A 19,408-nucleotide genomic window follows, 5' to 3' on the forward strand; every position below is an offset into this window, starting at 1 on the left:
ACTTAGATTTGCTACTTAGACCATCTCAAGATGATATCACATCTTGGAGTAGACAGACAATAGATTGTGCGGCAATTCCTTCACCACGACCGGCAAAACCAAGCTGTTCAGTAGTCGTAGCTTTAACGTTCACCTTGGACGGGTCCGCGTGAAGCGCACGAGCGATAATCTCCGTCATTTGTGGAATGTATGGCGCCATCTTTGGTTTTTGGGCAATAATCGTTGAATCGATATTTCCAAGCTTATAACCTCGCTCGCTAGCAAGTGCCCAAACTTGTTCTAATAATTTCAAGCTATCCGCGTCCTTAAACGCTGGATCTGTGTCCGGAAAATGTCTGCCAATATCACCAAGTCCTAGTGCGCCTAGAATCGCGTCACTTACTGCGTGCAGCAGCACATCGGCATCGGAATGTCCTACTAATCCTTTTTCATAAGGAATTGTAACGCCTCCAATAATACAAGGCCTTCCCTCAACCAGTTGATGTACATCAAACCCTTGTCCTACAGCGATCATGATTGTCCCTCTCCCCTGTTTCTTTCTGTGAATTCTGCAAAATCCAAATCATCTGGCGTCGTAATCTTAATATTTCTGTAGCTTCCCTCTACCACAGAAACCGGAATACCAGCACGCTCTGCCAAGCTGGAATCATCAGTACCTAGAAATCCATCCCGCTCCGCGGCCGCATAGGCATCCAGCAATTCAGAAAGACGAAAAGTCTGCGGGGTTTGAATCGCCCACAGACTTCGCCGATCCGGCGTAGACAGTACTTTGCCTTCGTTATCTACCTGTTTGATCGTATCTTTGACTGGTACAGCAAGAACTGAAGCACCGATCTGCTTCGCTCGCTCATAACATGCCTCAATTTCATTCGGCTGCACAAACGGACGAACACCATCATGTACCATTACCCACTGTGTCGTAAGTTTCAACAATCCTTTATGTACGGAATGCTGACGCTCAGATCCACCAGGTACTATAGCCTTAACCTTGTCCAGCTTATAGAGCTGTATCCATTCCCGGCAGCGCTCAATATCTTCCTTACCGGTTACGAGCACGATTTCAGAAATCAATTCGTGCTGCTGAAATACTTCCAGCGTATGAACGATGATTGGTTTCCCCTGCAGTAACAGATATTGCTTGCTCTCTACAGTCCCCATTCGCGTTCCTCTGCCTGCCGCCACAATGACGACGCCCACACTGTTTGACATTACTCAGGCTCCTGTCTTTCACGTATATTCCCATCATAACGTGTTTGGCGGGCATTTCCAACCCATAGGACATTTGCCGTGTACTTTATCTACGCTTATTGTGCTTTTTCCAAGAGCTTTGGCTTCGCAAATATCATCCGTCCAGCTGAAGTTTGAAGCACACTCGTGACGAGAACCTCCATCGTAGTTCCGATATATTCCCGTCCGCCTTCCACAACGATCATTGTTCCATCGTCTAAATAGGCTACGCCTTGTCCATGCTCTTTGCCATCCTTAATGACCTGAACTACGATTTCCTCACCAGGCAACACTACGGGCTTCACGGCATTCGCAAGATCATTAATATTCAGGACTGAGACTCCTTGTAATTCGCAAACCTTATTCAAGTTAAAGTCATTGGTAACTACTTTACCTCGCAGTACCTTCGCTAACTTCACCAGCTTACTATCCACCTCAGAGATTTCTTCAAAATCTCCCTCGTAGATTAATACCTTCACATCGAGCTCTTTTTGGATTTTATTGAGAATATCAAGTCCCCGCCGTCCGCGATTACGTTTCAGTAGATCGGAAGAATCTGCGATATGCTGGAGCTCCTCAAGTACGAATTCCGGTATGACAATCGTTCCCTCAATAAATCCAGTTTTGCAAATGTCGGCGATCCGACCATCAATAATAACGCTTGTATCGAGGATTTTATGCTCCTCCAGGCCACGACCTTCCGGTTCAGCCGCTTGCCCCCAGCGTCCAGTTGTCCAAAGTGCAGCTAGTTCCTCTTTTTTCTCCAGACCGATCCGCAGCCCCATATATCCAAAAGCTAACGTAACGGGTACCTGAAGCAACTGCCCAGCTTTTCCAAGCCAAATCATAGCAGGATATAACAGAAGAGATAGCAAAAGCCCTCCTGTAAGCCCAGCTGCACCTGCAGCCAATTCATTCATTGGTATACGCGAACAGTACAGAACCGCCTCCCGCAGTTTTGAACCTCCCCATTCCGCGCATAAAGACCCCGCAAACAAAAAAATAATGGCACCCAGCACCGTAAATAAAATGCTTCCTTCTACAGGTAAACTTTCACTCAGCTTTTCCATCCCCTTGGGGAATCCTTTTTCAAGCGCATGGTATAGCGAAAAACCAGACCAAGCACCACATATTAAAGCAAAAGACAATATCACTTTTTTCCACATAACCTAACGCACCTCCTTTTTATTCATCCTTGAATGATCTATACCTCACCAGTATGTTCCAATTTTCAAGACGATAAACTTGGGGTAGCGCTGGAATTGCAAAAAGGCTTTGCCATCCCCTAAGGACGACAAAGCCTCTAGCTATAATTATATTAGTTCAACCTTACTACAAGACTGCTTTAACCGTTCTTCGAGTGATACACTTTATCTTCAGAACGTCTTCTACGACGGTGACGGCGTCTGGCTGTCAATCGATCGATGTTTTGTTTAAAACCATATAACGCGTAAATCCCAAGTAAGACGAAGATTAGCTTAGCAATTTGTTCAGGGAACACAACAGCAACAGCCACGGCAACAACAATGACTACTGGCGCTCCGACAACCACTTTTTTAGGTAATCCAACCTTCTTAAAATTAGGATATTTAACAGTGCTGACCATCAAATATGATAAGAGCAATGTAGCCACGATCATAAATGGAGCAGAAACATCTTTATTAAAAAGAGCTAATGTGGCAAGTACACCACCAGCAGCAGGAATTGGCAATCCGATGAAATAACCAGGAACCCCTGGATGAACATTAAAGCGAGCTAGGCGCAATGCACCAAACACCGGGAAAATTGCAGTTACTGTCCAGGCTAATGCAGAATTTAAATCATGCAGGCTTGAGACGTACATAATAACAGCCGGTGCTACTCCAAAAGAAACGACATCAGACAAAGAGTCCAGTTCCTTACCAAATTCACTCTCACATTTAAGTGCACGAGCAACTCGGCCATCCAATCCGTCTAACAGCATAGCAATAATAACCATGATAGCGGCCATGCTAACTTTACCGTCAAACGCCATCATGATACCAAACATTCCGAGCATCAAGTTACCTATGGTAAAAAGACTCGGAATTGATTTTTGTATCATTTCTTCACCTCAATTTTCTCACATTGGCCTTAAACAGCTCCAATATTACGTGATTGTATGTTATTTACATTTGCCTGTCAATAAGAACTTGCTTCTGTAAACGTTTGAGCCCATCCTGAATATTACGAGCCCGCACCTCCCCAATTCCGTCCACTTCATCCAGTTCAGCTATGCTTGCAGACATCAAATTAGGCAGCATTTCAAACCGCTCCACCAGATTATGAATGATCACATTTGGAAGCCGCGGAATCTTATTGAGCAGACGATATCCACGCGGAGTAACCACCTCTTCGGAAGAAATTGCCGTAGAAGAGTAGCCCAGCAATCGAGCAATATGGTTGTCATCCATTAGGTCATCATCACTAATACGTTTGAGACCGGCAATAATTTCACGAATTTTATCTTCTTGCTCTTCCTTAGCATAGTCTCTGTATAGGAGCCATGCTTCTTCCTCTGTATTTCCAACCAGTTCTTCCATCTGCATGCTGATTAAGCGTCCTTCATTGCCTAGTTCATTTATATATCGTTTGATCTCCATTTTTATGCGTAGAACCATCTCTACCCGCTGAATCACTCCGACCACTTCAGCTACGGTGACGATTCCCTCATACTCCGAAGCAGACAAATTCGTCAGTCCTTGTGTAAGAACCGCTTTGTACTTTTCGAGGGTCTGAATCGCTTGATTAGCTTTAGCCAAAATAGCTCCGATTTCTTTTAACGCATACCGAATGGAACCTTGATACAGGGTAATGATATTGCGGCGCTGTGAAATAGAAACAACCAGTTTACCTGTTTGCTTCGCTACGCGCTCGGCGGTCCGGTGACGAATGCCTGTCTCGATTGAAGAGATGGACGAATCCGGAATTAGCTGTGTATTTGCATACAAAATTCGTTTCAAATCCTCACTAAGAATAATGGCACCGTCCATTTTGGCGAGCTCATATAAATAATTGGGTGAAAAATCGCAGTTAATGGAGAATCCTCCATCCACTACCTCCATCACCTCAGGACTATACCCAACGACGATTAGTGCTCCCGTCTTAGCGCGCAGCACATTCTCAAGACCTTCCCGAAAGGGTGTCCCCGGTGCCGCCAGTCTGAGCAGATCATTCATATTCTCTAATTGGTTATATTCTTTCATAATCCCTGTGCCCCCTAATCTAACGCGACCGATAGTGCATCTGCTACGGTACTGACGCCAATAATCTGGATATCTTGCGGGTGCTTCCAGCCCTTCAAACTTTTCTCTGGCATGATCACCCGCCGGAAGCCTAGCTTCGCGGCCTCCTTCACACGCATTTCCGCGCGTGAAACACCTCTTACTTCACCTGTAAGTCCTACTTCACCGAAGAAAACATCGTAAGGTTTTGTTGAAATATCACGAAAGCTGGAAGCGATACTAACAGCTACTGCTAAATCAATCGCCGGTTCATCCAGCTTCACTCCTCCAGCAACATTAAGGTATGCATCCTGATTTTGCAGGAACATGCCCATCCGCTTCTCAAGTACAGCGATAATGAGTGCCATCCGCTGGTGATCCATACCTGTGCACACCCGGCGTGGGGAGGGGAAATGAGTGGCAGCGATAAGAGCCTGAAGCTCAACAAGCACCGGTCTAGTCCCTTCCATACTAGCCACGACTGTAGATCCGGCTACACCGAGTGGACGCTCAGATAAGAAGAGCTCCGATGGATTTTCTACTTCTGTTAGACCCACTTCACCCATTTCGAAAATGCCGATTTCATTCGTTGAACCGAAGCGGTTCTTTACAGCCCGCAGGAGTCTATACGTATGATGCCGCTCTCCCTCAAAATACAGCACACAATCCACCATATGTTCAAGCATCCGTGGGCCTGCAATAGCGCCTTCCTTGGTGACATGCCCAACGAGAACTGTAGCAATTCCCCGAATCTTAGCGATACGCATAAATCTTGTCGTACATTCCCGAACCTGGGTCACACTGCCTGGCGCACTAGTTACTTCTGGCATAAATACAGTCTGAATCGAATCGATAACAAGAAATTGCGGCTGAATTTGTTCAATCGCTTCTTCTATGCTTTCCATATTCGTCTCACATAGTACATATAGCTCAGCTGACAACGCACCGAGGCGATCCGCACGTAGTTTTGTTTGCCTTACCGATTCTTCGCCCGAAATGTACAGCACTCGCAATCCCTGAGTTGTCAGAGCATGCGACGTCTGTAATAAGAGCGTAGATTTACCGATTCCTGGGTCTCCCCCTACTAGTACCAGCGATCCTGGTACGATCCCCCCACCGAGAACACGGTTAAGCTCACCTATACCTGTCAGTATGCGCGGTTCCTTGTCACTTTCTATACTTATGATCGATTGTGCCTTTTCTTTACTATGAAAAATAGGGGCATTCATTCCCTGTGTTTTGACTACGCTTTCCGTTTCCTCCACCATGGAGTTCCAAGCTTGGCACCCGGGACATTTTCCGAACCATTTTGGCGATTCGTATCCACAATCGGTGCAAAAAAATTTAGTTTTTGGTTTAGCCATTTGTTCTCCTTACGGTCCGAACTTTTAAATTGCGGATATTTTCTTCTAATGAAAGTTTACCATTTCTGCCCCTTTAACGAAAGGTCATTCGGAATTTGTACTAAATGTATATTTTTAAGTGATAAATTTATATTAAAAAAGCTTCCGCCCCTCTATAAACTGAGGAGCGGAAGCTTTTTTTATTCCGTTTTTTTATTCGGATTCTACTTCTTTTTCAAGCAATGGCGCTACAGGAGCATCCACTTTATTCACTACAAGTTCTCCGCCAACTTCATCAATGTTGAGCGAATCACCCTTTTGGATATTTCCTCTCAACAATTCCTCGGAAAGACGGTCTTCAATATGCTTCTGAATCGCACGACGCAATGGACGTGCACCAAAGGCTGGGTCGTAACCTTCCTTAGCCAGGAAAGCTTTCGCCGCATCCGTGAGCACGAAATCAACATCATATTCACGCAGCCGCTTGCGCAGCTCATCAGACATCAATGTAACGATTTCAGCAATATGCTTCTCATCGAGGGAATGGAAGACGATGATTTCGTCAATCCGGTTCAAGAACTCAGGACGGAAGCTCTTCTTAAGCTCTTCCATAACCTTGCCCTTCATATTACCGTATTCTGCTCCAGCATCTTGCACAGCTGTGAATCCAAGTGTCGAATTCTTCTTGATCGCTTGTGCGCCTACGTTAGAAGTCAGAATAATTAATGTATTACGGAAATCGACTACCCGTCCTTTAGAGTCAGTTAAACGACCGTCTTCAAGAACTTGCAGCAGAATATTGAATACTTCTGGGTGCGCTTTTTCAATTTCATCAAGCAGCACTACAGAATAAGGTTTACGGCGTACCTTCTCGGTTAATTGGCCACCTTCTTCATAGCCTACATATCCAGGAGGGGCTCCGACTAAGCGGGACGTGGAGTGCTTCTCCATGTATTCCGACATATCAATACGAATGACCGCATTCTCATCGCCGAACATGGCTTCAGCCAATGCACGAGCCAACTCAGTTTTACCTACACCAGTAGGACCGAGGAAGATAAAGGAACCCATTGGACGTTTCGGATCTTTAAGACCCGCACGCGCACGGCGTAGTGCCCGGCTAACTGCCTTAACAGCTTCATCCTGACCGATCACTCGTTCATGCAGTAAAGCCTCCATGTTAAGTAGACGGTCGGTCTCCTCTTCCTTCAGCTTGCTTACAGGTATACCCGTCCAGCTAGCTACAACCTGTGCGATGTCTTCAGGTGTAACCTCTGAATCCGTGCGACCCTGTTTTTCTTTCCATTGATTCTTAGTCGTATCAAGCTCTTCACGGATTTTTTGCTCTGTATCACGCAAGGCTGCCGCTTTTTCAAACTCTTGACTCTGCACTGCGGAATCCTTCTCTTTACGGATATCATCCAAGCGCATCTCAAGTTCCTTCAGATTTGGCGGGATGGTGTAAGAGTGAAGCCTTACTTTAGATCCTGCTTCATCGATAAGGTCAATCGCTTTATCTGGCAGGAAACGATCCGGGATGTAACGATCGGACAACTTCACTGCTTCCACTATAGCTTCATCCGTAATCTTCACACGGTGATGCGCTTCATAACGATCGCGAAGTCCGAACAGAATTTGGACCGCTTCTTCTGGAGATGGCTGATCCACCGTAATCGGTTGGAAACGACGCTCCAATGCTGCATCTTTTTCAATATATTTACGATATTCGTCAAGCGTAGTTGCACCAATGCACTGAAGTTCTCCACGGGCTAACGCCGGTTTCAGAATGTTAGATGCGTCAATCGCACCTTCCGCGCCACCAGCACCGATCAGCGTATGAAGCTCATCGATAAAGAGCACGATATTACCTGCTTGACGAATCTCATCCATAATTTTCTTGAGGCGGTCTTCAAACTCACCGCGATATTTTGTTCCAGCCACTACTGAGCCCATGTCGAGAGTCATGACGCGTTTGTCGCGAAGTGTTTCTGGGATTTCATTATTGATAATCTTTTGTGCAAGTCCTTCAGCGATGGCTGTTTTACCAACACCAGGTTCACCGATCAGTACCGGGTTATTCTTAGTCCGACGACTCAGTACCTGAATAACACGTTCAATTTCCTTACTACGGCCGATAACTGGGTCTAGATTACCTTCCTTAGCATAAGCGGTCAAATCGCGCGCAAGACCATCCAGGGTCGGTGTGCTGACGTTAGCCGGAGTCCCGCTATGACTAGAGGCAGCCTCGCTGCTTCCCAGGAGCTGAAGAACTTGTTGACGAGCTTTGTTCAAGCTGATGCCGAGGTTATTAAGCACACGAGCCGCGACACCTTCCCCTTCACGGATAAGTCCAAGCAAAATATGCTCAGTGCCAACATACGTATGACCCAATTTGCGGGCTTCGTCCATCGACAGCTCAATCACTTTTTTAGCGCGAGGAGTATAAGCAATGTTCGTAGGCTGTTCTTGACCTCTGCCAATCAGTGTCTCCACTTCGTCCTGGATTTTTTCAAGACCTAGCCCTAAAGCTATTAATGCCTTAGCAGCAATGCCGTCTCCTTCACGAATAAGTCCGAGCAAAATATGTTCTGTACCAATATTGTTGTGTCCTAAACGAACAGCTTCTTCCTGCGCCAGCGCTAGCACTTTTTGTGCGCGTTCCGTAAATCTTCCAAACATCATATCTCCTGCACCTCCATGAATAATAAATATCTATATTAATGTTGTGTTCCCAGTGTTTCTCGGAGCAGTTTTGCCCGATACATATCTCGTTCAGTAGCGTTCAGCTCATCGCCGAACATCTTTTGCAGAAATCCTGGCTGTGTCTTAACGTTAAGTTCATTAAGCACTGAAATCGAAAGACCTTCCAGAATGCCAAGGTCAACCCCAAGTCTCACATCAGATAGGCGTTGAGCAGATTCTTTAAGCTCCATAAGAGCTGCATAACATAAAATTCCGTAAGAACGCTTCACTCGGTCTGTTATTCTCAGGGCGGAATCAACAAGCAACCGTTCACGTGCATTTCGCTCATGCTCAATAATCTGGGTAACTACACTGTGAAGGTTCTCTATAATTTCACTTTCCGTTTGACCGAGGGTGATTTGATTAGAAATTTGAAAGATGTTCCCTACTGCTTCGCTACCCTCACCGTAAATTCCTCTTACAGTCAATCCCACTTGGTTCACTGCAGACAAGATGCGATTAATCTGATGAGTCATTACAAGCGCTGGTAGATGCAGCATTACCGAGGCACGAAGCCCCGTACCAACATTGGTGGGACAACTAGTCAAATATCCTCTTTTATCATCAAAAGCGTAATTAACAGCTGCCTCGAATATGTCATCGATCGCCGTCGCACGTTCCCATGCTTCTCTGACCTGAAGACCAGGAAACAGACATTGGATTCGCAGATGGTCCTCTTCGTTAATCATGATACTGACCGACTCATCTTCATTTAATAAGACAGCCGCACTGCGCGAATCATTAGCCAAGTTAGGACTGATTAGATGCTTCTCTACCAGTACCTTTTTGTCCAGTTCATTCACTTCATCAAGCTTTAGGAGTTGAAAAGATCCGAAATCTGCAGCTGCTTCCTCATGAAACACAGGAGCCAGTAGCTCTAATACTTCTTCCGATTGCTCTAAGGAAGCCAGCATTGGGAACGGAAGATGCTCTAGATTACGGGCAATACGCATACGACTGCTAATTACAATCTCGGAATGACTACCTCCAGAACGCATCCAATCACTAAGCGCTTGTTCAGTAAATCGGAGACTTGACATGTCATATCCCCCCTATATATCAAAGACTTTACTCTTGTGCTATTTCTTTTTCAAGTTTACGAATCTGATCTCGCAGCTCCGCTGCTTTCTCGAATTCTTCTTGTGTAATACTTTGCTGTAATTCCTGCTTGAGTTCATCAATTTGGCGTCTAAACACAATCTGAGCTCCTGCACGTTTCGGAATCTTACCTACATGTGAAGTACTGCCATGCACTCGCTTAAAAAGCGGGTCCAGTGCGCTGTTAAAATATTCATAACAGGAGCTACAGCCAAAACGGCCTAATTTGCTAAACTGGGAGTACGTCATCCCACAATTCTCACATTGCAGACTCTGCGTTGTCTTCGTTGCAGCGGACTTCTCCTTGCCGGCACCTTCAAGATCAAGCAGACCTGAGAGCAGACTGTGGATGGAGAATCCTCCAGCCGTTCCGGGAATGAGTTCACCCTTCTCCCGTGCACAGCTCTCGCAAATATGAAACTCCGTCTTCTCTCCATTCACGATCTTAGTGAAGTGGAGTGTTGCCGGCTTGACGCCACATTCCTGGCATTGCATAAGCGAAAGCCCCTCCCTTATGGTTGACAATTATTTGCCTAACAAAGAGATTAACATCGCCTTCATAATCTTGGCACGAATCTCATCCCGGTATGGAATCTTAACCGTTAGGCATTCCCGAGAAACAGCAGCGCGCATAAGGCACGCTTCACGCTTACTTAGAAAACCAGCTTCCTCCAGCTGATAAATCAGCCCTTCAGCAGCGTTCTGATCAATCCCGCCACCTATAGTATGGTTTAAATGGGCATGCAGTGCCACGTTAGGCGGTAATTCAAAACGTTGAATACGAATATATCCCCCACCACCACGCTTACTTTCCACCACATAACCTTTTTCTAGAGTAAAGCGTGTACTGATGACATAATTGATCTGTGACGGTACGCATGAGAACTGGTCCGCCAGGTCATTTCGCTGGATTTCCACCGTACCTTCGGGACTTTCATGCAAAATATTCTTCAGATATTGTTCGATAATATCAGAGATATTGCGCATCACTCATCCTCCAGTGCTTAAATCTTAATAATACCGATTGCAACTTGCATTCATAATGACAATGGTCTTTAATTGAACTTAAACATTTGTGGATAATCCCACGTGTTCAGAGGATCGGATCGCTGTCATTAAGCTTCGTTGACTTTGACTTTCTTTGACTTTTTAATATTATAACATATTCTGTGCTAATTCCAAGTGGATTCTCTTATTTTTCACTTTTTTCAGCGAATGTATTCGGAAATAAAGAACTCTCCCAACTTCTTTCGAAGGGGAGAGCCTGATTTTTGTCAAGTATAAACGCCTTCGGTATCCTTATTAGGACGATAAGCGTTTATGCGAGAAATATAAGGATAATGTATAGCATCAAACTTATACTTTCTTATATTTTAAAAATGATCAAATAAAGCTGTCTGTGCTTGTGGAATAATTTCTTCAAACCATTCCAGTGCTGCTGCGTGGCCAGAGACACTTCCATAACGAGCCATCTCAGTTGGTCGTTTGTATCCAAGCATCAAGGCCGTCAAAGTACCTATATCACAGCTCAAGTCTGCTTCCGCCCGTTCCCCTTCTACTCTTATCAAAGTAGCCGAGCCCTCATTAGAGATATTCCATGCCCATAACCCATGATTCCAAGGTGCATACTTATCTTCGATATATATTAGATGCTTCTTTTGACTACTATTTCCTCTGAAGGCGTAAGTTTCAATGAATGACTTGGCATTAACAATCCGCCCCATAAAATAAGGATAATTCTCTTGTCCTATACGTGGATCTGGCAGCAAGAAAGGTAACATGTCATCCGAAGGCACCAGCTTTAAGGATGCACCGGTCACCATCGAATCATGGTTCGCAAGAAATGTCCACAGCCCCTGCCGAGCTTGTTCATTCAAAAAAACAAATTCATCAATGACCAGTTCTCTGTTCTCTACCTTATACAGCACATATCCCTCTGGTTCACCACTCTTGGAGTAAAATACTGCACTCTTTCCTTCATCATCTAGAACAGAGTTCTCCCACCAGTCCAAATCGCGCTTGAGTGTCCCGTTATAACTGACAGCGAATCGATTGTATAGGCTATCCAATACTTCGATATCTTTGATGTCCCGTTTAACCTTGCCCTCAACTTCAACCTTTTTGGGAAACTTCGCTACTGGAATAGAGTATTTCTTATATTCACAATAAACCTCCCAGCCAAATTTACGATAAAACGGAATCAAGAACGGGTGTAGAAAAGAGAGCGTTTGACCTGCCTCATTCATCGTATGCAGCGCATGAGACAAAAGATTTGCCACATGTCCTTGTCTGCGGTTCTCGGGCCATGTAGCCACTCCTGCTATACCACCCATAGGTACCACTCTGCCCTGTATGTAGACTTGGAAAGGTATAATCGTCAATTTAGCTTCCAATGTTCCGTCCTCAAAAGCACCCCATACCTGTTCAGCCTTGAATCTTTCCTTAGCACTTGCCCTTTTTTCACTAGGAAGCTTGTACTGAAAAGCATATTCTGACAAGTTCATGCTTGCATCGAATTCTTCTGAACGTAACTGTCTTATTACCACAAACTCACCTCATCCTTTATAAAATTACTTTTAGGATAAGTATAACAAGAGCGTCAATTGTACGCTAATCTATTGCATTATTTATAACTTTATTTTTAGTTATCCACAGCTCTATGCAGTTTTAAAAATAGTCTTGAAATCTTGTCACATCCAAGTTAAAATAGTTATCCACTTATCAATAGCTCTATCCACATAATCCCGGTTATATCCACAGCAACCCGTGTATTACTTAGGTTTTCTGTTGACAGATCCATATAAATATGCATTAAATCCACACTATTTAGAGATTATTTCTCTTTCAATCATCTATCCACATGTGCGTAACTTTTCTGCAAATCCAAATGTTTATCCACAAGTTTTCCACAGCCTATAATAGACGCAAAAAAGCCACTGTCGATTACTCAACAGTGGTCTAATTGTGCTTGGCAACGTCCTACTCTCCCAGGACCCTTCGGTCCAAGTACCATCGGCGCTGGAGGGCTTAACGGTCGTGTTCGGGATGGGTACGCGTGGAACCCCTCCGCTATCGCCACCAAACGGGCATTTGCGGTACAAATGCATTATTCAGGTCTCAGCATCGCCAAATGCTGACAACAAATTCATCAACATACAGCCACTAGGACCATATGGTTTAGAACTTGATTCCTGAAAACTGAATCCGAATTGAATTTGCGTCTTAAGTATAGGATAAGCCCTCGACCGATTAGTATTGGTCAGCTCCATGCATTACTGCACTTCCACCTCCAACCTATCTACCTCGTCGTCTTCAAGGGGTCTTACTAATTGGGAAATCTCATCTTGAGGGGGGCTTCACGCTTAGATGCTTTCAGCGCTTATCCCGTCCGTACGTAGCTACCCAGCCATGCTTCTGGCGAAACAACTGGTGCACCAGCGGTACGTCCATCCCGGTCCTCTCGTACTAAGGACAGCTCCTCTCAAATTTCCTGCGCCCACGACAGATAGGGACCGAACTGTCTCACGACGTTCTGAACCCAGCTCGCGTACCGCTTTAATGGGCGAACAGCCCAACCCTTGGGACCTACTTCAGCCCCAGGATGCGATGAGCCGACATCGAGGTGCCAAACCTCCCCGTCGATGTGGACTCTTGGGGGAGATAAGCCTGTTATCCCCAGGGTAGCTTTTATCCGTTGAGCGATGGCCCTTCCATGCGGTACCACCGGATCACTAAGTCCGACTTTCGTCCCTGCTCGACTTGTAGGTCTCGCAGTCAAGCTCCCTTATGCCTTTGCACTCTTCGAATGATTTCCAACCATTCTGAGGGAACCTTGGAACGCCTCCGTTACTCTTTAGGAGGCGACCGCCCCAGTCAAACTGCCCGCCTGACACGGTCCCCGTACCCGGTAAGGGTACTAGGTTAGAACCTAGATACGATCAGGGTGGTATCCCAACGGCGCCTCCACCGAAGCTTGCGCTCCGATTTCTACGGCTCCCACCTATCCTGTACAGATCGTACCCAAATTCAATATCAAGCTGCAGTAAAGCTCCATGGGGTCTTTCCGTCTTGTCGCGGGTAACCTGCATCTTCACAGGTATTAAAATTTCACCGGATCTCTCGTTGAGACAGCGCCCAAGTCGTTACGCCATTCGTGCGGGTCAGAATTTACCTGACAAGGAATTTCGCTACCTTAGGACCGTTATAGTTACGGCCGCCGTTTACTGGGGCTTCGGTTCATAGCTTCGGGTTACCCCTAACCACTCCCCTTAACCTTCCAGCACCGGGCAGGCGTCAGCCCGTATACTTCGCCTTGCGGCTTCGCACAGACCTGTGTTTTTGCTAAACAGTCGCTTGGGCCTTTTCACTGCGGCCCCCTCGTGCTATTCACACTACCGGGGCACCCCTTCTCCCGAAGTTACGGGGTCATTTTGCCGAGTTCCTTAACGAGAGTTCTTCCGCGCGCCTTAGAATTCTCTTCTCGCCTACCTGTGTCGGTTTGCGGTACGGGCACCTTCTCCTGGCTAGAGGCTTTTCTTGGCAGTGTGAGATCATGACCTTCGCTACTGTAATTTTCGCTCCCCATCACAGCCCAGCCTTAACGATGTGCGGATTTGCCTACACATCAGCCTCACTGCTTAGACGGACATATCCATCAGTCCGCGTCACTACCCTCCTGCGTCACCCCATCGCTCATAGCGGATTACGGTGGTACAGTAATTTCAAACTGTTGTCCTTCGACTACGCCTTTCGGCCTCGCCTTAGGTCCCGACTTACCCTGAGCGGACGAGCCTTCCTCAGGAAACCTTGGGCTTTCGGCGGATCAGATTCTCACTGATCTTTTCGTTACTCATACCGGCATTCTCACTTGTATGCTGTCCAGCGCTCCTTACGGTACACCTTCAACCCACATACAACGCTCCCCTACCCCAGATACATACGTATCTAGCCATAGCTTCGGTGGTGTGTTTAGCCCCGTTACATTTTCGGCGCAGAGTCACTCGACCAGTGAGCTATTACGCACTCTTTCAATGGTGGCTGCTTCTAAGCCAACATCCTGGTTGTCTGTGCAACTCCACATCCTTTCCCACTTAACACACACTTGGGGACCTTAGCTGATGGTCTGGGCTGTTTCCCTTTTGACAATGGATCTTAGCACTCACTGTCTGACTCCCGGCAATAAGTATATGGCATTCGGAGTTTGACTGAGCTTGGTAATCCTTGCGGACCCCGCACCCAATCAGTGCTCTACCTCCACTACTCTTATACCGAGGCTAGCCCTAAAGCTATTTCGGGGAGAACCAGCTATCTCCGAGTTCGATTGGAATTTCTCCGCTACCCCCACCTCATCCCCGCATTTTTCAACATGCGTGGGTTCGGGCCTCCAGTGCGTGTTACCGCACCTTCACCCTGGACAGGGGTAGATCACACGGTTTCGGGTCTACGTCCACATACTCAATCGCCCTATTCAGACTCGCTTTCGCTGCGGCTCCGTCTTCTCGACTTAACCTTGCATGTTAAACGTAACTCGCCGGTTCATTCTACAAAAGGCACGCCATCACCCATAGATCGGGCTCTGACTTTTTGTAAGCACACGGTTTCAGGTTCTATTTCACTCCCCTTCCGGGGTGCTTTTCACCTTTCCCTCACGGTACTGTTTCACTATCGGTCGCCAGGTAGTATTTAGCCTTAGCAGATGGTCCTGCTGGATTCATACGGGGTTTCACGTGCCCCGCACTACTCGGGATCCGTCTCGGAGAGAACACAGTTTAGGTTACAGGGCTTTTACCTCTATCGCGGGCCTTTCCAGACCTCTTCACCTACCATATTCCTTTGTAACTCCATGTGAGACGTCCCACAACCCCTAAGAGCAAGCTCTTAGGTTTAGGCTGTTCCGCGTTCGCTCGCCGCTACTGACGGAATCACTATTGTTTTCTCTTCCTCAGGGTACTTAGATGTTTCAGTTCCCCTGGTCTGCCTCTACATCTCCTATGTGTTCAGAGATGAGTAACTGCGAATTACCACAGCTGGGTTTCCCCATTCGGACACCCCCGGATCAAAGCTTGCTTACAGCTCCCCGAGGCAGTTTCGTTGTTCGCCACGTCCTTCGTCGGCTCCTGGCGCCTAGGCATCCTCCGTGTGCTCTTATTAGCTTAACCTTCGCTCCGATGTTTCGTTTGTTCGCACAATTGAAAATCTTCGCTTCCAGCTAATAACTAACGTACTTGTTTACACAAGTTTTAGCTAAAAGATGTTCTAAAACGCAAATTCGTTTCGGTATCCAGTTTTCAAGGATCAAGTTTAAAAATATTCTAGACATAACAAATAGATGAAGTTTGTTGGTGGAGCCAAGCGGGATCGAACCGCTGACCTCCTGCTTGCAAGGCAGGCGCTCTCCCAGCTGAGCTATGGCCCCGCAAATTCCATCAAAACCGAACAAATGGATACGCGTTAAATGATTTCGGAAGTTTAACTTCCGATTTGAATGTCTTCATTGCAGAAGACGATTCTCCATAGAAAGGAGGTGATCCAGCCGCACCTTCCGATACGGCTACCTTGTTACGACTTCACCCCAATCATCTACCCCACCTTCGGCGGCTGGCTCCCTTGCGGGTTACCCCACCGACTTCGGGTGTTGTAAACTCTCGTGGTGTGACGGGCGGTGTGTACAAGACCCGGGAACGTATTCACCGCGGCATGCTGATCCGCGATTACTAGCAATTCCGACTTCATGCAGGCGAGTTGCAGCCTGCAATCCGAACTGAGACCGGCTTTGATGGGATTGGCTTCACCTCGCGGTTTCGCTTCCCGTTGTACCGGCCATTGTAGTACGTGTGTAGCCCAGGTCATAAGGGGCATGATGATTTGACGTCATCCCCACCTTCCTCCGGTTTGTCACCGGCAGTCACTCTAGAGTGCCCAACATTACTTGCTGGCAACTAAAGTTAAGGGTTGCGCTCGTTGCGGGACTTAACCCAACATCTCACGACACGAGCTGACGACAACCATGCACCACCTGTCTCCTCTGTCCCGAAGGCCGCCACTATCTCTAGTGGATTCAGAGGGATGTCAAGACCTGGTAAGGTTCTTCGCGTTGCTTCGAATTAAACCACATACTCCACTGCTTGTGCGGGTCCCCGTCAATTCCTTTGAGTTTCAGTCTTGCGACCGTACTCCCCAGGCGGAGTGCTTACTGTGTTAACTTCGGCACCAAGGGTATCGAAACCCCTAACACCTAGCACTCATCGTTTACGGCGTGGACTACCAGGGTATCTAATCCTGTTTGCTCCCCACGCTTTCGCGCCTCAGCGTCAGTTACAGCCCAGAAAGTCGCCTTCGCCACTGGTGTTCCTCCACATATCTACGCATTTCACCGCTACACGTGGAATTCCACTTTCCTCTTCTGTACTCAAGTCACCCAGTTTCCAGTGCGACCTCAGGTTGAGCCCAAGGTTTAAACACCAGACTTAAATGACCGCCTGCGCGCGCTTTACGCCCAATAATTCCGGACAACGCTTGCCCCCTACGTATTACCGCGGCTGCTGGCACGTAGTTAGCCGGGGCTTTCTTCTCAGGTACCGTCACTCCGATAGCAGTTACTCTACCGGACGTTCTTCCCTGGCAACAGAGCTTTACGATCCGAAAACCTTCATCACTCACGCGGCGTTGCTCCGTCAGACTTTCGTCCATTGCGGAAGATTCCCTACTGCTGCCTCCCGTAGGAGTCTGGGCCGTGTCTCAGTCCCAGTGTGGCCGTTCACCCTCTCAGGTCGGCTACGCATCGTCGCCTTGGTGGGCCGTTACCCCACCAACTAGCTAATGCGCCGCAGGCCCATCCCTCAGTGACAGATTGCTCCGTCTTTCATTCTTTCTTCAGGAGAAAAAAGAAATTATCCGGTATTAGCTACCGTTTCCGGTAGTTATCCCAGTCTAAGGGGCAGGTTGCCTACGTGTTACTCACCCGTCCGCCGCTAAGTTACTTTGAAAGCAAGCTTTCAAAGTAACTCCGCTCGACTTGCATGTATTAGGCACGCCGCCAGCGTTCGTCCTGAGCCAGGATCAAACTCTCCAATTAGTATTGAAAAGAGCGATATGCTCATTTTGAAACTGACGATTCATTAAATGAATCTTTTAAAAATTAACGCGTTCCATTTGTTCAGTTTTCAAAGAACTTGCTCCCGGCATTTCGACATCAAATGTCTCTTGCACAGGAATTAGAGTATATCATGTTGTTGTATTTCTTGTCAACTTATTTTTTTCATCGTTTGTGTTTCATTTGTTCGATGCGTCATAAGCACAAGAGATAATATACCATGCTGTTCTTATGTTTGCAAGCTTTTTTTGAAATAAAAATAATCTACGAATAAATACTTTCAAACTAGCACAAACCAACACAAATTGATTCCAATAATCCTTAATTTATGGCTAAATAGAATTTATCGTAATCCCATATATTAACTTCTATTGATACGTACGAGAGGAGTCTAAATGAAAAACAATCCATCTAGTGCTGCGACCCAAACAAACACCAAGGACAAGGAGCAGCGTAATCTGCAGCAAGCAACAATCTATAAGATTTTGCTGGCTGTCAGCTTTGTTCATTTATTTAACGATTCTATTCAGGCAGTCATCCCTGCAATCTTTCCTATTCTCAAAGATAACTTAATGCTCTCCTTCGCTCAGATCGGGTGGATCTCCTTTGCCTTAAACATGACGTCCTCCGTTATCCAACCAGTCATTGGGTATGCGGCTGATCGTAAGCCACGTCCTATATTGTTACCATTAGGCATGTGCAGCACATTTTTAGGCGTACTTTTATTGGCTTTTGCCAACAACTATATCCTTGTATTGTTTTCCGTCATGCTAATCGGTTTCGGATCTGCTACCTTTCATCCCGAAGGCATGCGTGTTGCTCATATGGCTGCCGGTCAGCGGAAAGGTCTTTCGCAATCTATTTTTCAAGTCGGCGGCAATGCTGGACAATCTTTAGGACCAATGCTCACGAAATGGATATTCATTCCCTTTGGGCAGATCGGCGCTCTTGGCTTCACTATCGTTGCGGCTGCCGGAATTGCCGTCCAGACCTATGTCGCTCGCTGGTATCGAGAGATGCTGGATGCGGGATATACGTTTCATAAAAAATCAACAGCTCGTGCAATCGATCCTGCCCGACGCAAAAGTATTCGAACGGCAACAATCATCCTCGTTTTCCTAGTCTTTGTAAGATCTTGGTACGGCGCTTCTATCGGCAGTTACTACGCTTTCTATTTAATGGACAAATATCAAATGACGCTTGATAAGGCCCAAATCTATATTTTCATGTATCTGGCAGCTGGAGCTGTCGGTACATTCTTTGGAGGCCCACTGGCAGACCGCTTCGGACGGCGTAATCTCATTCTTCTCTCTATGGTCGGAACAGTGCCCTTCGCACTGGCTCTACCCTTCGTGAACCAAATGTGGGCAGCTATACTCTTACTGATTGGCGGCTTCATCCTTTTGTCCAGCTTCTCTGTTACTGTAATCTATGCTCAGATGCTTTATCCAGGCAATATCGGAACAGTTTCAGGGTTAATCACTGGTCTTGCTTTTGGGCTCGGAGGAATTGGCTCCTTGGTACTCGGCAATCTGATTGACAGCATTGGAATTTCAAAAGTATTTATAGCTTGTGGATTCCTACCTCTTTTGGGTTTCCTTGCTCTCCTGCTTCCTAGAGACGAGAAACTAGAAGAATGGGCCGCTCAATAAACATCAGTAACA

Annotated in this window: 12 protein-coding genes, 1 tRNA gene and 3 rRNA genes; 1 reads left to right on the forward strand and 15 read right to left on the reverse strand. The window is 46.5% G+C overall.

Features of this window, described 5'->3' with window-relative positions:
* Nucleotides 1-25: 25 nt before the first annotated feature.
* From ispF to MKY99_RS27730, 15 genes are all read right to left on the reverse strand, one after another.
* Nucleotides 26-514 (reverse strand): 2-C-methyl-D-erythritol 2,4-cyclodiphosphate synthase, encoded by a 489-nt coding sequence (gene ispF, locus MKY99_RS27660; protein WP_042192203.1) that lies wholly within the window; start codon nucleotides 512-514, stop codon nucleotides 26-28.
* Entirely contained in the window at nucleotides 511-1,209 is a 699-nt protein-coding gene (gene ispD / locus MKY99_RS27665; RefSeq protein ID WP_042192206.1) for a 2-C-methyl-D-erythritol 4-phosphate cytidylyltransferase, read from the reverse strand. The genes ispF and ispD overlap by 4 nt, the downstream gene beginning before the upstream one ends.
* Nucleotides 1,210-1,304: 95 nt before the next feature.
* The gene (locus MKY99_RS27670; RefSeq protein WP_339267430.1) at nucleotides 1,305-2,393 is read right to left on the reverse strand and encodes a PIN/TRAM domain-containing protein; all 1,089 of its coding nucleotides are present in this window, start codon (nucleotides 2,391-2,393) and stop codon (nucleotides 1,305-1,307) included.
* 179 nt (nucleotides 2,394-2,572) lie between these two features.
* On the reverse strand, nucleotides 2,573-3,310 hold the full coding sequence (gene pssA / locus MKY99_RS27675; protein WP_042192208.1) for a CDP-diacylglycerol--serine O-phosphatidyltransferase: 738 nt from the start codon (nucleotides 3,308-3,310) through the stop codon (nucleotides 2,573-2,575).
* Nucleotides 3,311-3,374: 64 nt separating this feature from the next.
* Nucleotides 3,375-4,451, reverse strand: a complete 1,077-nt coding sequence (disA, locus tag MKY99_RS27680) for a DNA integrity scanning diadenylate cyclase DisA (RefSeq protein ID WP_042131246.1) — start codon at nucleotides 4,449-4,451, stop codon at nucleotides 3,375-3,377.
* Between the two features lie 14 nt (nucleotides 4,452-4,465).
* Nucleotides 4,466-5,833 (reverse strand): DNA repair protein RadA, encoded by a 1,368-nt coding sequence (radA, locus tag MKY99_RS27685; RefSeq protein WP_042131247.1) that lies wholly within the window; start codon nucleotides 5,831-5,833, stop codon nucleotides 4,466-4,468.
* Between the two features lie 192 nt (nucleotides 5,834-6,025).
* On the reverse strand, nucleotides 6,026-8,494 hold the full coding sequence (gene clpC, locus MKY99_RS27690; RefSeq protein WP_042131248.1) for an ATP-dependent protease ATP-binding subunit ClpC: 2,469 nt from the start codon (nucleotides 8,492-8,494) through the stop codon (nucleotides 6,026-6,028).
* A gap of 35 nt (nucleotides 8,495-8,529) precedes the next feature.
* Complete coding sequence (locus MKY99_RS27695) at nucleotides 8,530-9,594, reverse strand: protein arginine kinase (RefSeq protein WP_042131249.1); 1,065 nt, start codon at nucleotides 9,592-9,594, stop codon at nucleotides 8,530-8,532.
* A 28-nt stretch (nucleotides 9,595-9,622) separates the two neighbouring features.
* Nucleotides 9,623-10,147 (reverse strand): UvrB/UvrC motif-containing protein, encoded by a 525-nt coding sequence (locus MKY99_RS27700; protein ID WP_042192214.1) that lies wholly within the window; start codon nucleotides 10,145-10,147, stop codon nucleotides 9,623-9,625.
* Nucleotides 10,148-10,177: 30 nt separating this feature from the next.
* On the reverse strand, nucleotides 10,178-10,639 hold the full coding sequence (locus tag MKY99_RS27705) for a CtsR family transcriptional regulator (RefSeq protein ID WP_042131251.1): 462 nt from the start codon (nucleotides 10,637-10,639) through the stop codon (nucleotides 10,178-10,180).
* Nucleotides 10,640-11,025: 386 nt separating this feature from the next.
* Nucleotides 11,026-12,198: a GNAT family N-acetyltransferase gene (locus tag MKY99_RS27710; protein ID WP_339267432.1), complete on the reverse strand. Its 1,173-nt coding sequence runs from the start codon at nucleotides 12,196-12,198 to the stop codon at nucleotides 11,026-11,028.
* Between the two features lie 420 nt (nucleotides 12,199-12,618).
* Nucleotides 12,619-12,735 (reverse strand): 5S ribosomal RNA (gene rrf / locus MKY99_RS27715).
* A 146-nt stretch (nucleotides 12,736-12,881) separates the two neighbouring features.
* A 23S ribosomal RNA gene (locus tag MKY99_RS27720) occupies nucleotides 12,882-15,810 on the reverse strand.
* Nucleotides 15,811-15,991: 181 nt separating this feature from the next.
* A tRNA-Ala gene (locus MKY99_RS27725) sits at nucleotides 15,992-16,067 on the reverse strand.
* Between the two features lie 101 nt (nucleotides 16,068-16,168).
* A 16S ribosomal RNA gene (locus MKY99_RS27730) occupies nucleotides 16,169-17,726 on the reverse strand.
* Together the 16S, 23S and 5S rRNA genes with 1 tRNA gene alongside form the textbook arrangement of a ribosomal RNA operon.
* Nucleotides 17,727-18,139: 413 nt before the next feature.
* Here MKY99_RS27730 and MKY99_RS27735 point away from each other — a divergent pair.
* On the forward strand, nucleotides 18,140-19,396 hold the full coding sequence (locus MKY99_RS27735; RefSeq protein WP_339267434.1) for an MFS transporter: 1,257 nt from the start codon (nucleotides 18,140-18,142) through the stop codon (nucleotides 19,394-19,396).
* The last annotated feature ends 12 nt before the right edge of the window (nucleotides 19,397-19,408 follow it).

The organism is Paenibacillus sp. FSL R5-0470, assembly GCF_037975205.1.
GTDB lineage: Bacteria > Bacillota > Bacilli > Paenibacillales > Paenibacillaceae > Paenibacillus_AQ.